Origin of the sequence: Pseudomonas sp. NBRC 111123 (assembly GCF_001320205.1) — a bacterium.
In the GTDB taxonomy this organism is placed as follows: domain Bacteria; phylum Pseudomonadota; class Gammaproteobacteria; order Pseudomonadales; family Pseudomonadaceae; genus Aquipseudomonas; species Aquipseudomonas putida_J.
In genome coordinates, this window is sequence record NZ_BCAZ01000007.1 from 47,825 (window position 1) to 65,812 (window position 17,988).

Genomic DNA, 17,988 nt, shown 5'->3' on the forward strand with positions numbered 1-17,988 from the left:
ATTGGGGAGTCTCATGGATGTGACCGACCTGTTGGCCCGGGCCATGGGCGCAGGGGCGAGCGACCTGCATCTGGCTGCGGGCAAGATACCGATGCTGCGTGTGGATGGCGAGCTGCGGCGCATGCCGCTACCGGGGGTGACCACGGCAGCGTTGAGCGACGCACTGACGCCGCTGCTCGACGAGGGCCAGTGCCAGCAGTGGCTGCAAGGCGACGAGCTGGATCTGGCACTGGAACTGGCATCGCTGGGGCGTTTTCGTGTCAATCTGTTTCGTCAGCTGAACGGCCTGGCAGCCTCGTTTCGTCTGATTCCGAAACGCATTGCCAGTGTCGACGAACTTGATCTTGAAGAAGTGTTTCAAGCCGTTGCGCAGCACAGGGATGGCCTGGTGCTGGTAGGCGGCCCGACCGGCAGCGGCAAGTCGAGCACCCTGGCGGCACTGATTGACCGGCTCAATGGTGAGCGGGCGCTACATATCATCACCCTCGAAGACCCTGTTGAAGTTATCCACAGCAGCCAATGCAGCCTGGTCAACCAGCGCGAGATCGGCCGGCATTGTCGCGACTTCGGTCAAGGGCTGCGCAGCGCTCTGCGTCAGGACCCGGATGTGATCATGATTGGCGAATTGCGTGACCTGGAAACCATCCGCCTGGCGCTACGCGCGGCGCAGACGGGGCATCTGGTGCTGGCCACGGTACATACGCGGTCTGCGGCCGGCAGCATTGATCGGTTGATCGAGGTATTTGCGGCAGACGAAAAGCCGCTGGTGCGGGCGATGCTGGCGGAGTCGTTGCGCCTGGTGGTGGCACAGGTGCTGGTCAAGCGTGTGGGCGGCGGCCGGGTGGCGGCGCGAGAGGTGTTGGTGGCGACGCCTGCGGTGCGCAACCTGGTGCGGGAGGGGCGGATGGCGCAGTTGTGTTCGGTTATGCAGGCGGGGGCGGCGGAGGGAATGCGGACGATGGAGGGGGCGATGTTTGGGCTGAGGGAGAATGGATTGATCGGGGATTTTTAGAGCGTGTTCCGGCTCTTTCGCGGGCAAGCCCGCTCCCACAGTTACTGCACAGCACTGGAAAAAGGTGCTGATTCTGTGGGCGCGGGCTTGCCCCGAAGAGGCCGAAACCGATTTAGCGCTTGGCCAGGCTCAGCTGTTGCTGCTCTTTGGGCAGCACCCGCTTGGCAACCACATAGTGCTGCTGCCAGTACGGCTTGCTCAGGTTGTCGATGCTCACCCGCTTGCCGGTGCGCGGCGCATGGATAAAGCGGTCGTTACCCAGGTAGATGGCAACGTGATTGACCCGGCGGCTCTTGATATTGAAGAAGATCAGATCGCCTGGCTTGAGGTCGCTCTTTGCCACTTTTACGCCGTGGCCCTGGGCCATGGCGTTGGACGTACGCGGCAGGTCGACATCTGCCACGTCGTTGAACGCGTATTTGACCAGCCCGCTGCAATCGAACCCTTTTTTCGGGTTGCTGCCGCCCCAAACATAAGGGGTACCGAGCACGTTGACCGCACGGCTGAGCACATCGCTGCTCTGCTTCGGCGACATTGCCGCAACGGCAGGCAGGTTGTGGCCCTTGCCCGAATAGTTCGAGCGTGCGTGCAGCGTGGTCTGCTTGACGGGCGCGTGTTTCACCGAAGTGTTGCTGGTGTAGCCCGTGAAACCATTAGGAAGACGTTGCTCACGATTGGTGGCGTGGGCGGCCAGGGGCAATAATAGGCAGAGGGTCAGCCATGTCTTGAATAAAGGCGGCATAGATGAAGCTCTTATGAATGTTTATGTGTTTGGCGCGCAACTTTATAACAGCTTTTTGCTCCTTTTCAGGGCCGTTGGTCGATTGTCATGCTGCCGTACGTCGGCCTGCAGCGGAAAAGTCACATTTTTATTTAGAAAATTTTCGGATAACCCACGAGGGCTATGAATGAACAGTTATCAACAGGGGACGCCGCACCACGACACCCACAGCAAGGTCATCGGTTACTTGTTGTGGATCTTCGGCTTTACCGGCTCGCACCGTTTCTACTACGGCAAGCCGATCACCGGGACAATCTGGTTCTTCACCTTGGGCCTGCTTGGCATAGGCTGGCTGATCGACCTGTTCCTGATCCCGTCGATGGACCGCGAAGCTGACATGCGTTTCCAGTCCGGTCGTATCGACTACAACATTGCCTGGGTCCTGCTGACCTTCCTGGGTATCTTTGGTGTGCACCGGCTGTACCAGGGCAAGTGGATCTCGGCGATCATCTACTTCTTCACTGGCGGCTTGTTCCTGGTCGGTGTGCTGTACGACTTCTGGACCTTGAACGGCCAGATTTCCGAAGCCAATTCCCGCAGCCGGTAGGGCGGCAAGCGCCCACAAAAAAGGCCTTGTCGCACTGAGCGGCAAGGCCTTGTTCGTTACTGGCGGGTCTGCCGCTGCTGCAGCAGCAGGTTGCTGAAGCCCGCCCCTGCCAACTGCTTCTGCGCCCCGGTCAGCTGTTCACGGTTGCTGAACGGCCCGACCAGCACGCGGTACCAGGTTTCTTCCTTGACGGTACCCGACTCGACCTTGACCGCCTGGCCGAGCAGGATGATCTGCGCGCGTACCTTGTCTGCGTCGGCCTGCTTGCGGAACGAACCGGCCTGCAGGAAGTACTGCGTGGTCGCCGCCGGCTTGATCACCGGTGGTGCAGGTGGCGGCGTTTGCCCCAGCAGCGCGGCCTGGGCGCGTGCAGTATCGATCTTCGCAGCTTCTGCCGGTGTGACTGGGGTCACGGGCTGTGCCGGTACTGGTGGGGTCTTCTCCGGCACGGCCTCAGGCGGCACGATTACCTCAGACTCGGGCAGCAGCGTGTAGAAGTCGTACTTCGGTTTCACCGGCTGCTGTGGCGTCGCAGTCGTGGTCGACTTGCTGGCCTCGGCCACTTTCTCCGGCTTCTGCTGTTCGGGCTTGGTGCGCTTGATGTCACCGCCGCCGGGTTCGAGCTTCATCAGGAAGACGATGAATGCACCGACCGTCAGGCCGACTGCCAGCCATACCCAGCCGGGGATCGGCTGCTTGGCTGGCGCCGTCTGACGGCTGGCACCGCGTTTGGGCGCTGGTTTTTTCTTGGCAGCCAACTTACATGCGCTCCAGGGTTTCCAGGCCGAGCAGCTCCAGACCTTGTTTGAGGGTGCGACCGGTCAGGGCGGCCAGGCGCAGGCGGCTCTGCTGTTGCTCGGGGGTGTCGGCAGCGAGGATCGGGCAGTTCACGTAGAAGCTCGAGAACAGGCCGGCCAGGTCGTACAGGTAGCTGCACAGTACGTGCGGGGTACCCTTGTCGGCGACGTTGTTGAGGATTTCGCCGAACTGGGCCAGGGACGCGGCCAGGTCCTGTTCCTGAGGGGCCTGCAGCACGATGGCGCCGTCGACTTCGTCGAAGCCTTTGCCCAGCTTGCGGAACACACCGGCCACGCGGGTGTAGGCGTACAGCAGGTACGGCGCGGTGTTGCCTTCGAAGTTGAGCATCAGCTCGAAGTTGAAGCTGTAGTCGCTGGTGCGGTGCTTGGACAGGTCGGCGTATTTCACCGCGCCGATGCCCACCACTTCACCGATGTGACGCAGCTCGTCTTCGGTAAATTCCGTGTTCTTTTCCTTGACCAGCGCGTAGGCGCGCTCCTTGGCCTCGGTGAGCAGGTCGATCAGCTTGACGGTGCCACCGTCGCGGGTCTTGAACGGGCGGCCGTCGGCGCCGTTCATGGTGCCGAAGCCCATGTGCTCCATTTGCATCGGGTGGCCGACGAAGCCGGCGCGGCGGGCCACTTCGAACACCTGGTTGAAGTGCAGGGCCTGGCGCTGGTCGACGAAATACAGAGCGCGGTCGGCCTTGAGCACGTTGCTGCGGTAGCGCACGGCGGCCAGGTCGGTGGTGGCGTACAGGTAGCCGCCGTCAGCCTTCTGCACGATCACCGGCAGTGGCTCGCCTTCGCTGTTCTTGAATTCTTCGAGGAATACACACTGGGCGCCTTGGTCCTCGACCAGCAGGCCCTTGGCCTTGAGGTCGGCGACCACGTTGGCCAGGTCATCGTTGTAGGCGCTTTCGCCCATCACGTCGGCCATGGTCAGCTTGACGTTGAGCAGCTCGTAGGTCTTCTGGCAGTGCGACAGCGAGATGTCCTTGAAGCGTGTCCACAGGGCCAGGCACTCAGGGTCGCCGGCCTGCAGCTTGACCACCAGGCCGCGGGCGCGGGTGGCAAACTCTTCAGATTCGTCAAAGCGCTTCTTCGCTGCGCGGTAGAAGTTCTCCAGGTCCGACAGCTCGTCGCTGGTGATCGGGTTTTCCTGCAGGTAGGCCATCAGCATGCCGAACTGAGTGCCCCAGTCGCCGACGTGGTTCTGGCGGATGACGTTGTCACCGAGGAACTCCAGCACGCGCGCGACGCTGTCACCAATGATGGTCGAGCGCAGGTGGCCGACGTGCATCTCCTTGGCCAGGTTGGGTGCCGACATGTCGATCACCACCTTCTGCGCAGGGCCTGCCTTGCGCGCACCGAGGTGATCGTCGGCAAGGGCGGCGTCCAGGCGCTTGGCCAGGGCGTCGGTGTTCTGGAAGAAGTTCAGGAAGCCTGGGCCGGCGATCTCGACCTTGCTGATGTCGGCGCTGGCCGGCAGGGCGTTGATCACTTTTTCGGCCAGGTCGCGCGGCTTCATGCCGGCCGGCTTGGCCAGCATCATGGCGATGTTGCTGGCGAAGTCGCCGTGGGTCTTGTCCCGGGCGTTTTCCACCTGGATCGCCGGCGAGAGCCCTTCAGGCAGCACACCGTCGGTGACGAGTTGGGTGAGGGCTTGCTGGATCAGCTGGCGAATGGTGTCTTTCATGGGGATCTCTTTTCGACCGCAAGCGCGGAGGAGCGCCTGGATGCGCAGGTGGAAAAACTGGGCATTATCCGTTGCCGGGGGCGGGTTGCCAACCTTTGAGCTGCAAGCTACAGGCTGCAAGCGACAAGAAAAACCGGGCACACGCCGCCTGTGATTGCTTGTGGCTTGCAGCTAATGGCTTGTCGCTCAATAGAGATCGACCGGGTCGACATCCAGCGACCAGCGTACTTGGCGCCCGCTCGGCAGTTGCTCCAACACTAGCAACCAGGCGCTGATCAGTCGATGCAAGGGGGCCCGGGTATTGGCCTGAATCAACAATTGTGCCCTGAAACGCCCAGCGCGCCGCTCCATGGGCGCAGGCACTGGCCCGAGCAGTTCGATGCCGGGCAGCCGTTGTTCGGCGACCAGTCGCTCGGCGGCGGCGCAGGCTTCGTCAAGGAAACCCTCGGCCTGGCCGGGCTTGTGCGCTTCGGCGCGCAGCAGGGCAAGGTGGGAGAACGGTGGCAGCCCGGCATTGCGGCGTTCGTCCAAGGCCTGCTCGGCGAAGGCGAAATAACCTTGTTCGGTCAGTTGCACCAGCAGCGGGTGGTCGGCCAGGTGTGTCTGAATGATCACTTTGCCAGGCTCTTCGGCGCGCCCGGCCCGGCCTGCGACCTGGACGATCAGCTGGGCCATGCGCTCGCTGGCGCGAAAGTCTCCGGAGAACAGCCCACCATCGGCATCGAGGATGGCGACCAGGGTCACCCGCGGGAAATGGTGCCCCTTGGCCAGCATCTGGGTACCGACCAGGATGCTTGGCTGGCCGCGCTGGATGGTGCTGAACAAGTTGTGCATGGCGTCCTTGCGCGCCGTGCTGTCGCGGTCCACGCGCAGGATCGGGTAATCCGGGAACAGGACTTTCAGGCGCTCTTCGGCGCGTTCGGTGCCGGCGCCAACGGGCCGCAGGTCGACGTGGTTGCACTTCGGGCACTGGTGCGGCAGGCGCTCGTCGTAGCCGCAGTGGTGGCAGCGCAGCACGCCAGAGCGCTGGTGCACGGTCATGCGGGCATCGCAGCGCGGGCACTCGGACAGCCAGCCACAGTCATGGCACAGCAAGGTTGGGGCGAAGCCGCGGCGATTGAGGAACACCAGGACTTGCTGGCCAGCCTCCAGGGTCTGGCGGATGGCCTGCTGCAACGGGCCGCTGATGCCGCTGTCCAGCGGCAGGCTTTTCACATCCAGGCGCAGCATGCGCGGTGGGCGGGCTCCGCCAGCGCGCTGGTTCATGCGCAGCAGGCGATAGCGACCGGTGAGCGCGTTGTGCAGGGTTTCCAGCGACGGGGTGGCGGAACCAAGCAGGATCGGGATGTTTTCCTGGTGGGCGCGCACCAGCGCCAGGTCGCGGGCGTGGTAGCGCAGGCCTTCCTGTTGCTTATAAGAACCGTCGTGTTCTTCGTCGATGATGATCAGGCCAGGGTTCTTCATCGGGGTGAACAGCGCCGAACGTGTACCGATGATGATGTCGGCTTCGCCGTCGCGGGCGGCCAGCCAGGCATCAAGGCGCTCACGGTCGTTCACGGCCGAGTGCAGCAGGGCGATGCGGGCGTTGAAGCGCTGCTCGAAACGCGCCAGGGTCTGCGGGCCGAGGTTGATCTCGGGGATCAGCACCAGCGCTTGCTTACCGGCTTCCAGGGTTTCGCGGATCAGCTGCAGGTACACCTCGGTCTTGCCGCTGCCGGTGACGCCGGCCAGCAGGAAGGCGCCGAAGCCGTCAAAGCCCTCGCGCACGGCGTCGAAGGCATCGCGTTGTTCTTCATTGAGGGGCAGTTCCGGCTGCGCCAGCCAGTGTTCATGGCGAAGCGCCGGCAGGTGGCGGCGTACTTCCAGCTGTACCAGCTCCTTGGCCAGCAACAGGTCGAGGCTGTCCTTGTTCAGGTTGAGCTTGCTCAGCAGGCTGTGCGCAACGCCATGCGGGTGTTGGGCCAGGGTCTTGAGGGCATCGCGCTGGCGCGGGGCGCGGGCGATGCGGGGGTCCTCCAGGCGTGCGCCGGGGGCCGCGTGCCAGAAGCGCTCCTGGCGCATTTCGGCAGGTTCACCCTGGCGCAGCAGGGTGGGTAACGCCCAGCTCAGGGTGTCACCGAGGCTGTGCTGATAGTACTGGGCCGTCCACAGGCACAGCTTGAACAGCGCTGGTGGAATCGGCGAAACCGGGTCGAGCAGGGCGCTGGCGGGCTTGAGCTTGTCGGCGGGAACTTCGCTCTGCTCACACACTTCCACCAGCACGCCGATCATTTCGCGGCGCCCGAACGGTACACGGATGCGCATGCCTGGGGTCAGCACCTGGCGTGCCATGCTCGCTGGCGCCTTGTAATCGAACAGGCGGCGCAACGGGGAGGGCAGGGCAAGGCGCAGGATGACGTCGGACACGCGGCAAGTCTCGGAGGGCGTTTCAAAGACTGGCGAGCCTAGCAGACGACGGTCGGTGCAAGCGACAACTTGCGTTGGCGCGGTGCTCTGGTATTATTCGCCGCCTAATTACGTGCGGTATTCAACAATAGGTGTTGGGTGGCGGCACGCAGCTCGAGGAAGTGACCATGAAAGAAGGTATCCACCCGAACTACGAAGTAGTTGCAGTCACCTGCAGCTGCGGTAACAAGTTCGAAACTCGTTCGACCCTGGGCAACACCCTGGCGATCGACGTTTGCAACCTGTGCCACCCGTTCTACACCGGTAAGCAGAAAGTCCTGGACACCGGTGGTCGCGTACAGAAGTTCGCCGATCGCTTCGGTATGTTCGGTACCAAGAAGTAATCATGCGCATGGCGAATCCTTCGGGCTTCGCATTGTTGCTGAAAAAGGCGCCCCTTGTGGGCGCCTTTTTTGTGGGCGCAATCTGGCAGACCCCTGCCATGGCGTTCTGCCCGCTGCCGGAGAAGCCGCAGCAAGTGGCGGTGCGCCAGGTGGTGGATGGCGACACGCTGCGCCTGACCGATGGTCGCAGCGTGCGCATGATCGGCATCAATGCCCCTGAGATCGGGCGCAAGGGGCGTACCAGTGAACCTTATGCCGAGGCCGCCAAGCGGCGCCTGCAGGCATTGGTCAGGGCTAGCGACGGGCGTGTCGGGCTGGTGCCAGGGGTCGAGGGCAAAGACAAGTACGGCCGTACCCTGGCGCACATCTATGGTCGCAATGGCAACAATCTTGAAGCGCAGCTGCTCAGCGAAGGGCTTGGCTTTCGCATAGCGATCGCTCCCAATGTGCGCCTGGCGAGTTGCCAGCAAGCGGCCGAGCGGGTGGCGCGCGAAGCGCGGGTAGGCCTGTGGCGCAGTTCGCCGGTGCGCAAGGCCGCAGATGTAAAGCAATCGGGCTTTGCTGTTGTCGCAGGCACCGTTCGAAGCATCGAGCGCAATCGTGGTGGTATCTGGCTCGAACTGGACGACACCGTGGTGCTGCAGATTCCCGCTCGTCTGCAACGCAACTTCCCTCAAGGCTTCTTCGCTAACCTCAAGGGACGCCAGGTCGAGGCGCGCGGTTGGGTGCTGGACCGTTCCCGCAAGGGTGGCCTCAAACCGGGGCAGCGACGCTGGGTGTTGCCTGTGACCTATCCGGGCATGCTAGAGCGCACTTCAGGCCGAAAGATGTAGACAGTTCGCTATTGGATTGTACACACTGTGAGCCGAATGCCCCCGTGCGTGATAGCTTAAAGTCGTAGGCCAAAGGCCTTGACACAAGTGACTGACCAGTCTTGTGGCTCCCCGGCTCTTTGCGTATCCTCGGCGGTCCGTCAGAACAGTAAATAGCGGAATGCCCACCATGTCAGACCTGAAAACCGCCGCTCTCGAATACCACGCTCAACCTCGTCCGGGGAAACTGAGCGTCGAGCTCTCCAAGCCCACCGCCACCGCCCGCGATCTCGCCCTGGCCTACAGCCCAGGCGTTGCTGAACCCGTGCGCGAAATCGGCCGTGATCCAGAGCTGGCCTACAAATACACCGGCAAGGGCAACCTGGTCGCGGTAATTTCCGATGGCACCGCCATCCTCGGTCTGGGTGACCTCGGCCCACTGGCTTCCAAGCCAGTGATGGAAGGCAAGGGCGTTCTGTTCAAGCGTTTCGCCGGTATCGACGTGTTCGACATTGAAGTCGAGTCCGAGAGCCCGCAGGCTTTCATCGACACCGTTCGCCGCATCTCGATCACCTTCGGTGGCATCAACCTCGAAGACATCAAGGCACCAGAGTGCTTCGAAATCGAACGCACCCTGATCGAGCAGTGCGACATTCCAGTGTTCCACGATGACCAGCACGGCACCGCGATCGTTACCGCGGCCGGCATGATCAACGCCCTGGAAATCGCCGGCAAGAAGCTGGAAGACGCCAAGATCGTCTGTCTGGGTGCCGGTGCTGCCGCCATTTCCTGCATGAAGCTGCTGGTCAGCATGGGCGCCAAGGTCGAAAACATCTTCATGATCGACCGCAGTGGCGTGATCCACGCGGGTCGCGACGACCTGAACCAGTACAAGGCCCAGTTCGCCCACGCCACCGACAAGCGCAGCCTGGCCGATGCCCTGGACGGTGCTGACGTGTTCGTAGGCCTGTCCGGCCCGAACCTGCTGAGCCCGGAAGGCTTGAAGTCGATGGCTGCCAACCCGATCGTGTTCGCCTGCTCGAACCCGGACCCGGAAATTTCCCCAGAGCTGGCTCACGCCACTCGCAGCGACGTGATCATGGCTACCGGTCGTTCCGACTACCCGAACCAGGTCAACAACGTGCTGGGCTTCCCGTTCATCTTCCGTGGTGCCCTGGACGTTCGCGCCAAGCGCATCAACGAAGAAATGAAGATCGCTGCTGCCATCGCCCTGAAAGACCTGGCCAAGCTGCCGGTACCTAAGGAAGTCTGCGAAGCTTACGGCGTTGAAGGCCTGGAGTTCGGTCGCGAGTACATCATTCCGAAGCCGCTGGACGCGCGTCTGATCACCGTCGTTTCCGACGCTGTGGCCAAAGCTGCCATCGAATCCGGCGTGGCTACCCTGCCGTATCCGAAGCACTACCCGCTGAACAGCGTGGATGAAGTGTTCAACGGCTGATCACTGCCGTAAGCGACACAAAAAAGCCCCGGCTCATATGAACCGGGGCTTTTTGTTTGCCGAGAGAGTGTCAGCGCCTGTGAGATCGAGCGCCGCACGGGCGGCGCTCGATTTACGCGCCCACACAAAACCTGATCCAGGCGCTCCGCTTCAGAACAGATCCATCGGCGCCGCTTCATCCGCTGGCAGCGGGCTGCCAGGCGCTGCGCCGTTACCCAGCTCATCGACCGACGGCGGCGAGTCTTCGGCCTTGAACAATTCGAAGTAGGCGTTTGGTGTGCTGGGCGAGGCCGCGCGGCCGCTGACAGGGTCGACCCGCAGGCTGAGGATGCCTTCCGGCTCGGCCGGTGCATGGCTCGGCTTGCCCTTCAATGCCGCGCCCATGAAGTTCATCCAGATCGGCAGCGCCGCAGTACCACCGTATTCACGACGGCCCAGGCTTTCCGGCTGGTCAAAGCCGACCCACACGGTAGTCACGTAATCGGCGTTGTAGCCGGAGAACCAGGCGTCCTTGGACTCGTTGGTGGTACCGGTCTTGCCCGCCAGGTCGTCGCGGCCCAAGGCCAGTGCCCGGCGGCCGGTGCCGCGTTTGATCACGTCCTGCAGCATGCTGGTAAGGATGTAGGTGGTGCGGCCATCGATGATCTGCTCGGCGATGGCCGGGGTCTGCGGTGGCGGGGCGATCTGGCCCAGGGCCGAAGGCGCCTCGCCCGGCAGGGCGGCAGTGCTGATCGGTTGTTCCGGTGCTGCCAGCCCGGCATGGTCTTCAGCGCCTTGCGGTACGCGGGCCGGGTTGGCGGTGAACAGCGTCTCGCCATTGCGGCTTTCGATACGGTCAATCAGGTACGGGTTGACCTTGTAACCGCCGTTGGCAAAGGTGCTCCAGCCTGTAGCGATTTCCATCGGGGTCAGGGTCGCGGTGCCCAGGGCCAGGGACAGGTTGCGTGGCAAGTCCTGCTTGTTGAAGCCGAACTTGCTGATGTAATCGATGGTGCGGTCCACACCCATGGCCTGCAGCAGGCGAATCGATACAAGGTTGCGCGACTTGTACAGCGCCTCGCGCATGCGGATCGGGCCGAGGAAGGTGTTGGTGTCGTTTTTCGGCCGCCACTCGTTGTTCTGGTACTGGTCGACGAACACGATCGGCGCATCGTTGACCAGGCTGGAAGCGGTGTAGCCGCTGTCCAGTGCCGCGCTATAGATGAACGGCTTGAAGCTCGAGCCTGGCTGGCGCTTGGCCTGCATGGCACGGTTGTAGTTGCTCTGCTCGAACGAGAAGCCGCCAACCAGGGCGCGGATGGCGCCGTTGTAGGGGTCGAGGGTTACCAGCGCGCTCTGTGCACCGGGTACCTGGCTGAACTTGAGCTTGCCCTCGTCAAGGCGCTGCAGGCGAACCAGGTCACCGACCTGGGCAACGTCGGCAGGCGACTGCGGCGCACGGCCCTGGGAGTTGGTGTTGATGAATGGGCGTGCCCATTTCATGGTGTCCCAGGCAACGTGTTCTTCCTTGCCATCACGGGTCAGCACCTTGATGCCGTCTTTCTCGATCTGGGTGACGATGGCCGGCTCGAGTGCGCCAAGGTTGCGCTGCTTGCTCAGCTCTTGCAGCCAGGCAGCGTGGGTCTTGCCTGGGAAGCGAGCTTCCGGGCCGCGATAACCGTGACGCTCGTCGTATTCGGTGAGGCCGTTGAGAATGGCCTTGTTGGCCATTTCCTGCATGTCGCTTGGCACGGTGGTGGTGACGCGGAAACCTTCGGTGTAGGCATCACTGCCATAACGGCCAACCATTTCGGCGCGGGCCATTTCGGCGACGTAAGGCGCGTTCACCTCAGGGGTCGGCACGTGATAGCTGGCATTGAGTGGCTCGGCCAGGGCGGCCTGATAGCTCGCTTCGTCGATCTTGCCGAGCTTGTACATCCGGCCCAGGATCCAGTCGCGACGCTCTTTGGCGCGTACCGGGTTGGCCAGCGGGTTGAAGCGCGACGGTGCCTTGGGCAGGCCGGCAATCATCGCCATCTGCGCCAGGCTCACGTCACGGATCGACTTGCCGTAGTAGACCTGCGCGGCAGCATCGATACCGTAGGCACGGTTGCCCAGGTAGATCTTGTTGACGTACAGCTCGAGGATCTCGTCCTTGGTCAGCTCGCGCTCGATCTGCAGGGCCAGCAGGATCTCGTTGGTCTTGCGCGAGAAGCTGCGCTCGCTGGTGAGGAAGAAGTTCTTCGCCACCTGCATGGTGATCGTGCTGCCGCCGGTCTGGATGTGACCGGTTTTCACCAGCTGGGTCGCAGCACGCATCAGGCTGCTTGGGTCGACCCCGTAGTGATTGAGGAAATTGTCGTCCTCGGCTGACAGAAGCGCCTGAATGAACTGTGGCGGAATTTCCGCGAAGCGGATCGGCGAGCGGCGCATTTCGCCGAACTCGGCAATCAGTTTGCCGTCGCTGCTATACACCCGCAGGGGGATCTGCAACTGGATGCTTCTGAGCGAATCGACCGATGGCAGGTTGGGGCTAAGATACAGAAACGCACCGCTCACACCGAGTACGAGCGCGCAGATGACTGCGACGAAAGACCACCAGAAGAACTTCAGCAGGCGTATCAAGGCTTTTCGGTGTCCAGATTGAGGGGTGAATTGCGCACGGGGCCGGCGGACGAAAAAACGCTGGGCATTATAAGCATTTTTCGCCTCGCCGGGTGACCGGCCAGGCGGCCCGCTGCACCGTCTGGCCGTCCAGGCCCGGCAATGGGGCGGTTCATGGTTGTAACAAGGAAGTCGTGATGCTCGGACGTTTTGGCAAGGATGCCAGTTCACTGTTGGGGGTTGAAATTGCCTCTGACTCCATTCGTATTGCACAGTTGCGTCGCCACAGGGGGCGCTATGAGCCGCTTGTCTGGGCGTTTCATGCATGCGAGCCGTTTGCGCCTGGCAACGGCAGGCATGACCCTGAGTGGTTCGTAGGTGCCTTGCGCGATGCTCTTCGGCAATCAGGTAGTCGGCAACGCCGGGCAGCTGTGGCGCTACCAGCCTCGCAAGTGATCTGCAAGCTGTGTCAGCTGCCGGTCAGCCAGGCCCCGAGCCAGATGGAGGCACAACTGCTGGCGGACGCGGAGCGGCTGTTTCCCTTCCCCCTTGAAGACCTAGTGTTGGACTTCCAGGTGCTGGGCGCCTCGCCGCAACAGCCAGGTAGCCTGGATGTGCTGGTCGCGGCCAGTCGTCAGAGTGCGCTGCAGCCTCTGGCAGCAGCCTTCGAGTCCGCAGGGCTGGAACTGGAGGTCGTCGAGGTCGACAGTATTGCCTTGCGTCGGCTGATGCCAAGCAAAGGCACAGCAGCGCTGCTGCGCATTGAACCGGGCGGTTCGACACTGCATGGCTGGCTTGACGAGACGCTGCCATTGCGGCGGGAGTTGCTCCCTGGCGTAGCACCTGATTTGCCTGGCAATCTGTTCGGTGAAGGGAAGGGGCCGGAGGAAGTGCTGGTCGTCGGGGCTTCGGTGCCTGGGCAAGGCTTGCTCGGTCGACTGAGTGAGCAACTCGGCTTGCCCTGCCGGTCATTGCCGCCGGTGGCCGGTGTGGATTGCAGCGACGGGCATATGGCCTTGGCTTTCGCCCTGGCGATGGGGAGCGTGCGCTGATGCTGCGTCTGAATCTGATGCCGTGGCGAGAGCGGCAACGGCTGGCAGTGCTCCGGCGTTTGCGCCTGACGTTGTTGGGGGCGGCTGTCGTGGCGCTGTGTGCGGTGCTGTTGATGGACCAGCTGGCCCGCCAGCGCGTTCGGCAGCAAGCCATTGCCAACCATGGTCAGCAGGCTGCAATCGAGGCGCTCGAGGTGCAGCTGAACGAGCATGATCGCATCAGGCAATCCTATGACGCGGTACGTAAGCAGGCCGCCGCGTTGGCTGGCTTGCGCGCAGAGCAGGGGCTACTGACTGCCGTGTTCGCCGACCTGGAACGAGCCCTGCCGGAAGGCGTTCAACTGCGCAAGCTCGAACTGGAATGCTCACGACTGCGCCTGGTCGGTGTAGCCGCCTCCGGCGCCGTCGTGGCGCAGCTCATGCGTGAACTGGAGCGCTCTGGCGTGGTGCGCGATCTAGAACTTAAAAGCCTCAAGAGCCTGCCGGGTGGCGATGAGTTCCTGTTGCTGGCACGTCTGTCGGCGTTGTGGTCGTGAATCTGTTTCAGCATGAGGTGTGGCTGGCCCTCATCGAGCGCTCGCGGTTATTTCGCTTCACGCTGCCCTGCGCCGTAGGCCTCGTCGTATTTGGGCTTGGCTGCCTGTTTCGCCTGCCGCAATGGTCGCATCTCCAGCGCGCGGAACATGCCAGGCAAAGCGACTTGCTTCAGGAGCACGCAACCAAGGCTGCCGAAGTGCTGGCGCTGTCGCAAATGCGTGAGGCCTTCGATGAGGCGCAGCAGCTATTGCAGGATGCCCGCTGGCGTCTTGCTGCCGGCGCTGGCATGAGCGATTTACTGGACCAGTTGGCAGCCTCGGGGCATGCGCATGGTCTGCACTTCGAACAATTGGACGTGCGAGATGACGTAAAGCAGCCCGGCTACTGGCAGACACCCTTGGATGTGCAGGTAGTCGGGCGTTATTCGGGGTTGCGAGTGTGGCTGGACGATTGGCTGGGCCAGGTTCGCCTGTTACGCGCAGAGGCGTTGTGGCTGGAGCCTGCCGATGACCGGCCAGGGCTGTTGCGCCTTGGCTTGCGTGTCCATGCCTACCAAGCCGACGGCGCTGTGCCCGAACCTGTATCCCTGGCTGATTTACCCGCCCGTGCTGAGGTGCTGCCAGTGGGTGTTGATCCTTTTTCCGCATGGGCGACACGTGACGTTCAGGGTGGGCTTGTCAGTGTTCCGCTGGCACAGCTGCAAATGGTCGGCAGCTTGCAGCGGGGCCTGCAGCGCGAAGCGTTGCTGGCGTCGGCAGGGCGCTTGTATCGCGCGCGCCCCGGTGACCGGCTGGGGCGTGAAGGAGGCATTGTTGTAGAGGTCGGCGAACGGCAGCTGGAAGTGCGCCAGCGACTGTTCGTAGGGGGCGTGTGGCGCGAGCGCACGGTGATGCTGACGCTCAGGAAGAGCGCGAACCTGGAGATCACGGAAGGTTATGAAATGCCTGTTGATGTGGATGGCGGTGGCCCTGATACCCAGTCAGTGGTGCATGGCAACACCCTATCGGGGTGAACCCATATCGCTGAATTTTCAGGACGTCGAAGTGCGCTCAGTGCTTCAGGTGCTGGCGGACTATGCCGGGGTCAACCTGGTAGCCAGCGATACGGTGCAAGGCAATGTCACCTTGCGGCTGCACGAAGTCCCCTGGGATCAAGCGCTGGAGCTGGTCCTTCTCAGCAAAGGGCTAGCGCGGCGCGACGAGGGGAATGTGCTGCTGGTGGCACCTGCGGCCGAGTTGGCCGAGCAATCCCGCGGCGTGCGTATTGGGCAGGAGCTGGATGCGCAGCTGCAGCCGTTGCGACGAGAGCTGCTGCCAATCCATCACGCCAACGCTTCCCAACTTGCAGAGCTGCTGCTGGCAACACTGGCGGATGATGGAATTCTGACCGGTCGTGGCAGCTTGAGCGTCGATGCGCGCACCAACACCTTGGTGGCGCATCAGCCGGCAGAACGCCTGGCCGAGTTGCGCAAGCTGGTTGCTCAACTTGATGTGCCGGTACGCCAGGTGGAGATCGAGGCGCGCATCGTGGAGGCCAATGTCGACTACGAGAAAGGCCTGGGCGTGCGTTGGGGCCGGCAGTTATATGGGGAGGCGCCGCAATTGGGCAAGGATGTGTTCGTCGACCTTGGCATGGAGCAGGGTGGTGCCAGCATCGGTGTAGGCCTTTTGCGCGGCGGCGTGTTGCTGGATCTGGAGCTCAGTGCGATGGAGAAGAGCGGCAACGGCGAAATCATCTCCCAGCCCAAAGTGGTCACGGCTGACAATGAAACCGCCAGAATCCTGAAGGGTACCGAGGTGCCATACCAGGAAACCAGCAAGAGTGGCGCTACCTCTGTGGCTTTTCGCGAGGCCTCGCTGTCGCTGGAGGTCACGCCACAGATCACTCCGGACGGCAAGGTCATCATGACGGTCAAGGTGACCAAGGACGAACCTGATTTCGTCAATGCCCTGAACGACGTGCCGCCGATTCGCAAGAACGAGGTCAATGCCAAGGTCCGCGTTACGGACGGTGAGACCATCGTCATCGGCGGCGTGTATTCGACCACGCAAAACAATGTAGTCGACAAGGTGCCATTTTTCGGCGATCTGCCGTATGTTGGGCGGCTGTTTCGACGCGATGCATTACAAGAGAAAAAATCCGAGCTGCTGGTCTTCCTGACTCCGCGTATCATGAGTGACCAGGCGATTGCTGTGAGTCGTTGATTCTGTGCGAAATTTGATACTTGTAGGGCCCATGGGCGCTGGAAAGAGCACCATCGGGCGCCTGTTGGCCAAAGAGCTGCGCCTGCTGTTCAAGGATTCCGACAAGGAAATCGAACTGCGAACCGGCGCCAACATCCCGTGGATCTTCGATAAAGAAGGCGAGCCGGGCTTCCGTGACCGCGAGCAGGCGATGATCGCCGAGCTCTGCGCGCTCGATGGCGTGGTCGTGGCGACCGGCGGCGGTGCGGTAATGCGCGCGGAAAATCGCCAGGCGCTGCACGAGGGCGGCCGGGTCATTTACCTGCACGCCTCGGTGGAGCAGCAGGTCGGGCGTACTGCGCGCGATCGCAACCGCCCGTTGCTGCGCACCGCCAACCCGGAAGCGACTCTGCGCGCATTGCTGGAGGCGCGCGACCCGCTTTATCGCGAGATCGCCGACGTGGTGGTGGAAACCGACGAACGGCCACCACGCATGGTGGTGCTTGATATTCTCGAGCGCCTGCAGCAGTTGCCGCCCCGCTAAGCCGGGACTATTCTCGGCCAGCGCCGAGGCGAGGTTCAACGTTACCGCGCGGGTCGCACAGCCGGCGCCGCGCTCAAGTACATTGTGGGGATACATGCAGACACTAAAGGTCGACCTGGGCGAGCGCAGCTACCCGATCTACATTGGCGAAGGCCTGCTGGACCAACCTGAACTGCTGGCGCCGCACATCGCCGGGCGGCAGGTTGCCATCGTTTCCAACGAAACCGTCGCGCCTCTGTACCTCGAACGCCTGAGCAAGACCCTCGGTGCCTATTCGGTTCTGCCGGTGATCCTCCCGGATGGCGAAGCCCACAAGAACTGGCAGACCCTGCAACTGATCTTCGACGGCCTGCTCGGTGCCCGGCATGACCGCCGCACTACCGTGGTCGCCCTCGGCGGCGGGGTGATCGGCGACATGGCTGGCTTTGCCGCAGCCTGTTACCAGCGTGGTGTCGATTTCATTCAGGTACCCACCACGCTGTTGTCCCAGGTCGACTCCTCGGTGGGCGGCAAGACTGGCATCAACCACCCGCTGGGCAAGAATATGGTCGGTGCGTTCTACCAGCCCAACGCGGTGCTGATCGATACCACAAGCCTCAAGACCCTTCCCGAGCGCGAGCTTTCGGCAGGCCTGGCCGAAGTGATCAAGTACGGCCTGATCTGCGACGAACCGTTCCTCGGTTGGCTCGACGCCAACATGCAGGCCTTGCGCGCCCTGGAGCCTGCGGCCCTGACCGAAGCCATCCGCCGCTCGTGCGTGGCCAAGGCGGCGGTGGTCGGCGTCGATGAGCGCGAATCCGGCGTGCGGGCAACCCTGAACCTTGGGCATACCTTCGGGCATGCCATCGAAACGCACATGGGCTATGGCGTGTGGCTGCACGGCGAAGCCGTAGCCGCAGGCACGGTAATGGCCCTGGAAATGTCCATGCGCCTGGGCTGGATTGACCAGGCCGAGCGTGATCGCGGTATCCGCCTGTTGCAGGACGCAGGTTTGCCGGTGGTGCCACCACAGGAAATGACCCCGGCGCATTTCATGGAGCATATGGCGGTCGACAAGAAGGTGCTCGATGGCCGCCTGCGGCTGGTGCTGCTGCGCCGGCTGGGCGAGGCCGTGATCACCGACGACTATCCGAAAGAGATTCTTCAGGCCACGCTGTCGGCGGATTACCGCGCGATCGTGGCCCAGCTTTGAG

General features: G+C 62.7%; 16 protein-coding genes. 11 read left to right on the forward strand and 5 right to left on the reverse strand.

Going from position 1 to position 17,988, the window contains the following annotated elements; translation table 11 throughout:
* Window positions 1–13: 13 nt before the first annotated feature.
* Window positions 14–1,012 (forward strand): type IV pilus twitching motility protein PilT, encoded by a 999-nt coding sequence (locus APH27_RS06090; RefSeq protein ID WP_060484267.1) that lies wholly within the window; start codon window positions 14–16, stop codon window positions 1,010–1,012.
* Window positions 1,013–1,124: 112 nt separating this feature from the next.
* Here the strand turns inward: APH27_RS06090 and APH27_RS06095 are convergent, their stop codons facing one another.
* Window positions 1,125–1,754 (reverse strand): C40 family peptidase, encoded by a 630-nt coding sequence (locus APH27_RS06095; RefSeq protein ID WP_027920985.1) that lies wholly within the window; start codon window positions 1,752–1,754, stop codon window positions 1,125–1,127.
* Window positions 1,755–1,920: 166 nt separating this feature from the next.
* Between APH27_RS06095 and APH27_RS06100 the strand changes: the two genes are divergently transcribed.
* Window positions 1,921–2,340: a TM2 domain-containing protein gene (locus APH27_RS06100; RefSeq protein WP_027920986.1), complete on the forward strand. Its 420-nt coding sequence runs from the start codon at window positions 1,921–1,923 to the stop codon at window positions 2,338–2,340.
* 56 nt (window positions 2,341–2,396) lie between these two features.
* Here APH27_RS06100 and APH27_RS06105 read toward each other — a convergent pair whose 3' ends face one another.
* From APH27_RS06105 to APH27_RS06115, 3 genes are all read right to left on the reverse strand, one after another.
* On the reverse strand, window positions 2,397–3,098 hold the full coding sequence (locus APH27_RS06105) for an SPOR domain-containing protein (protein ID WP_060484268.1): 702 nt from the start codon (window positions 3,096–3,098) through the stop codon (window positions 2,397–2,399).
* A 1-nt stretch (window position 3,099) separates the two neighbouring features.
* Complete coding sequence (argS, locus tag APH27_RS06110) at window positions 3,100–4,836, reverse strand: arginine--tRNA ligase (protein WP_060484269.1); 1,737 nt, start codon at window positions 4,834–4,836, stop codon at window positions 3,100–3,102.
* Window positions 4,837–5,022: 186 nt separating this feature from the next.
* Complete coding sequence (locus APH27_RS06115) at window positions 5,023–7,242, reverse strand: primosomal protein N' (RefSeq protein WP_060484270.1); 2,220 nt, start codon at window positions 7,240–7,242, stop codon at window positions 5,023–5,025.
* A gap of 167 nt (window positions 7,243–7,409) precedes the next feature.
* Here APH27_RS06115 and rpmE point away from each other — a divergent pair, with 167 nt between their 5' ends.
* The 3 genes from rpmE (at window position 7,410) to APH27_RS06130 (ending at window position 9,896) form a co-directional block, all read left to right on the forward strand.
* On the forward strand, window positions 7,410–7,625 hold the full coding sequence (gene rpmE / locus APH27_RS06120) for a 50S ribosomal protein L31 (RefSeq protein ID WP_027920990.1): 216 nt from the start codon (window positions 7,410–7,412) through the stop codon (window positions 7,623–7,625).
* A 2-nt stretch (window positions 7,626–7,627) separates the two neighbouring features.
* Complete coding sequence (locus APH27_RS06125) at window positions 7,628–8,458, forward strand: thermonuclease family protein (protein WP_060484271.1); 831 nt, start codon at window positions 7,628–7,630, stop codon at window positions 8,456–8,458.
* A 169-nt stretch (window positions 8,459–8,627) separates the two neighbouring features.
* A complete protein-coding gene (locus tag APH27_RS06130; RefSeq protein WP_027920992.1) occupies window positions 8,628–9,896 on the forward strand; it encodes a malic enzyme-like NAD(P)-binding protein in 1,269 nt (422 codons plus the stop codon).
* Between the two features lie 150 nt (window positions 9,897–10,046).
* Here the strand turns inward: APH27_RS06130 and APH27_RS06135 are convergent, their stop codons facing one another.
* The gene (locus APH27_RS06135; protein WP_027920993.1) at window positions 10,047–12,500 is read right to left on the reverse strand and encodes a penicillin-binding protein 1A; all 2,454 of its coding nucleotides are present in this window, start codon (window positions 12,498–12,500) and stop codon (window positions 10,047–10,049) included.
* Between the two features lie 176 nt (window positions 12,501–12,676).
* Between APH27_RS06135 and pilM the strand changes: the two genes are divergently transcribed.
* From pilM to aroB, 6 genes are all read left to right on the forward strand, one after another.
* On the forward strand, window positions 12,677–13,531 hold the full coding sequence (gene pilM, locus APH27_RS06140; RefSeq protein WP_027920994.1) for a type IV pilus biogenesis protein PilM: 855 nt from the start codon (window positions 12,677–12,679) through the stop codon (window positions 13,529–13,531).
* Entirely contained in the window at window positions 13,531–14,067 is a 537-nt protein-coding gene (locus APH27_RS06145; protein WP_060484272.1) for a PilN domain-containing protein, read from the forward strand. Before pilM ends, APH27_RS06145 begins: the two co-directional genes overlap by 1 nt.
* Window positions 14,064–15,080, forward strand: a complete 1,017-nt coding sequence (locus APH27_RS06150) for a pilus assembly protein PilP (RefSeq protein WP_082435016.1) — start codon at window positions 14,064–14,066, stop codon at window positions 15,078–15,080. The genes APH27_RS06145 and APH27_RS06150 overlap by 4 nt, the downstream gene beginning before the upstream one ends.
* Complete coding sequence (locus APH27_RS06155; RefSeq protein ID WP_082435010.1) at window positions 15,004–16,272, forward strand: type IV pilus secretin PilQ; 1,269 nt, start codon at window positions 15,004–15,006, stop codon at window positions 16,270–16,272. Before APH27_RS06150 ends, APH27_RS06155 begins: the two co-directional genes overlap by 77 nt.
* Before the next feature lie 4 nt (window positions 16,273–16,276).
* Entirely contained in the window at window positions 16,277–16,795 is a 519-nt protein-coding gene (aroK, locus tag APH27_RS06160; RefSeq protein ID WP_027920998.1) for a shikimate kinase AroK, read from the forward strand.
* Between the two features lie 94 nt (window positions 16,796–16,889).
* Window positions 16,890–17,987 carry a 3-dehydroquinate synthase gene (gene aroB / locus APH27_RS06165; RefSeq protein WP_060484274.1) on the forward strand — a complete coding sequence of 366 codons (1,098 nt, stop codon included), beginning with the start codon at window positions 16,890–16,892 and terminating at the stop codon, window positions 17,985–17,987.
* The last annotated feature ends 1 nt before the right edge of the window (window position 17,988 follow it).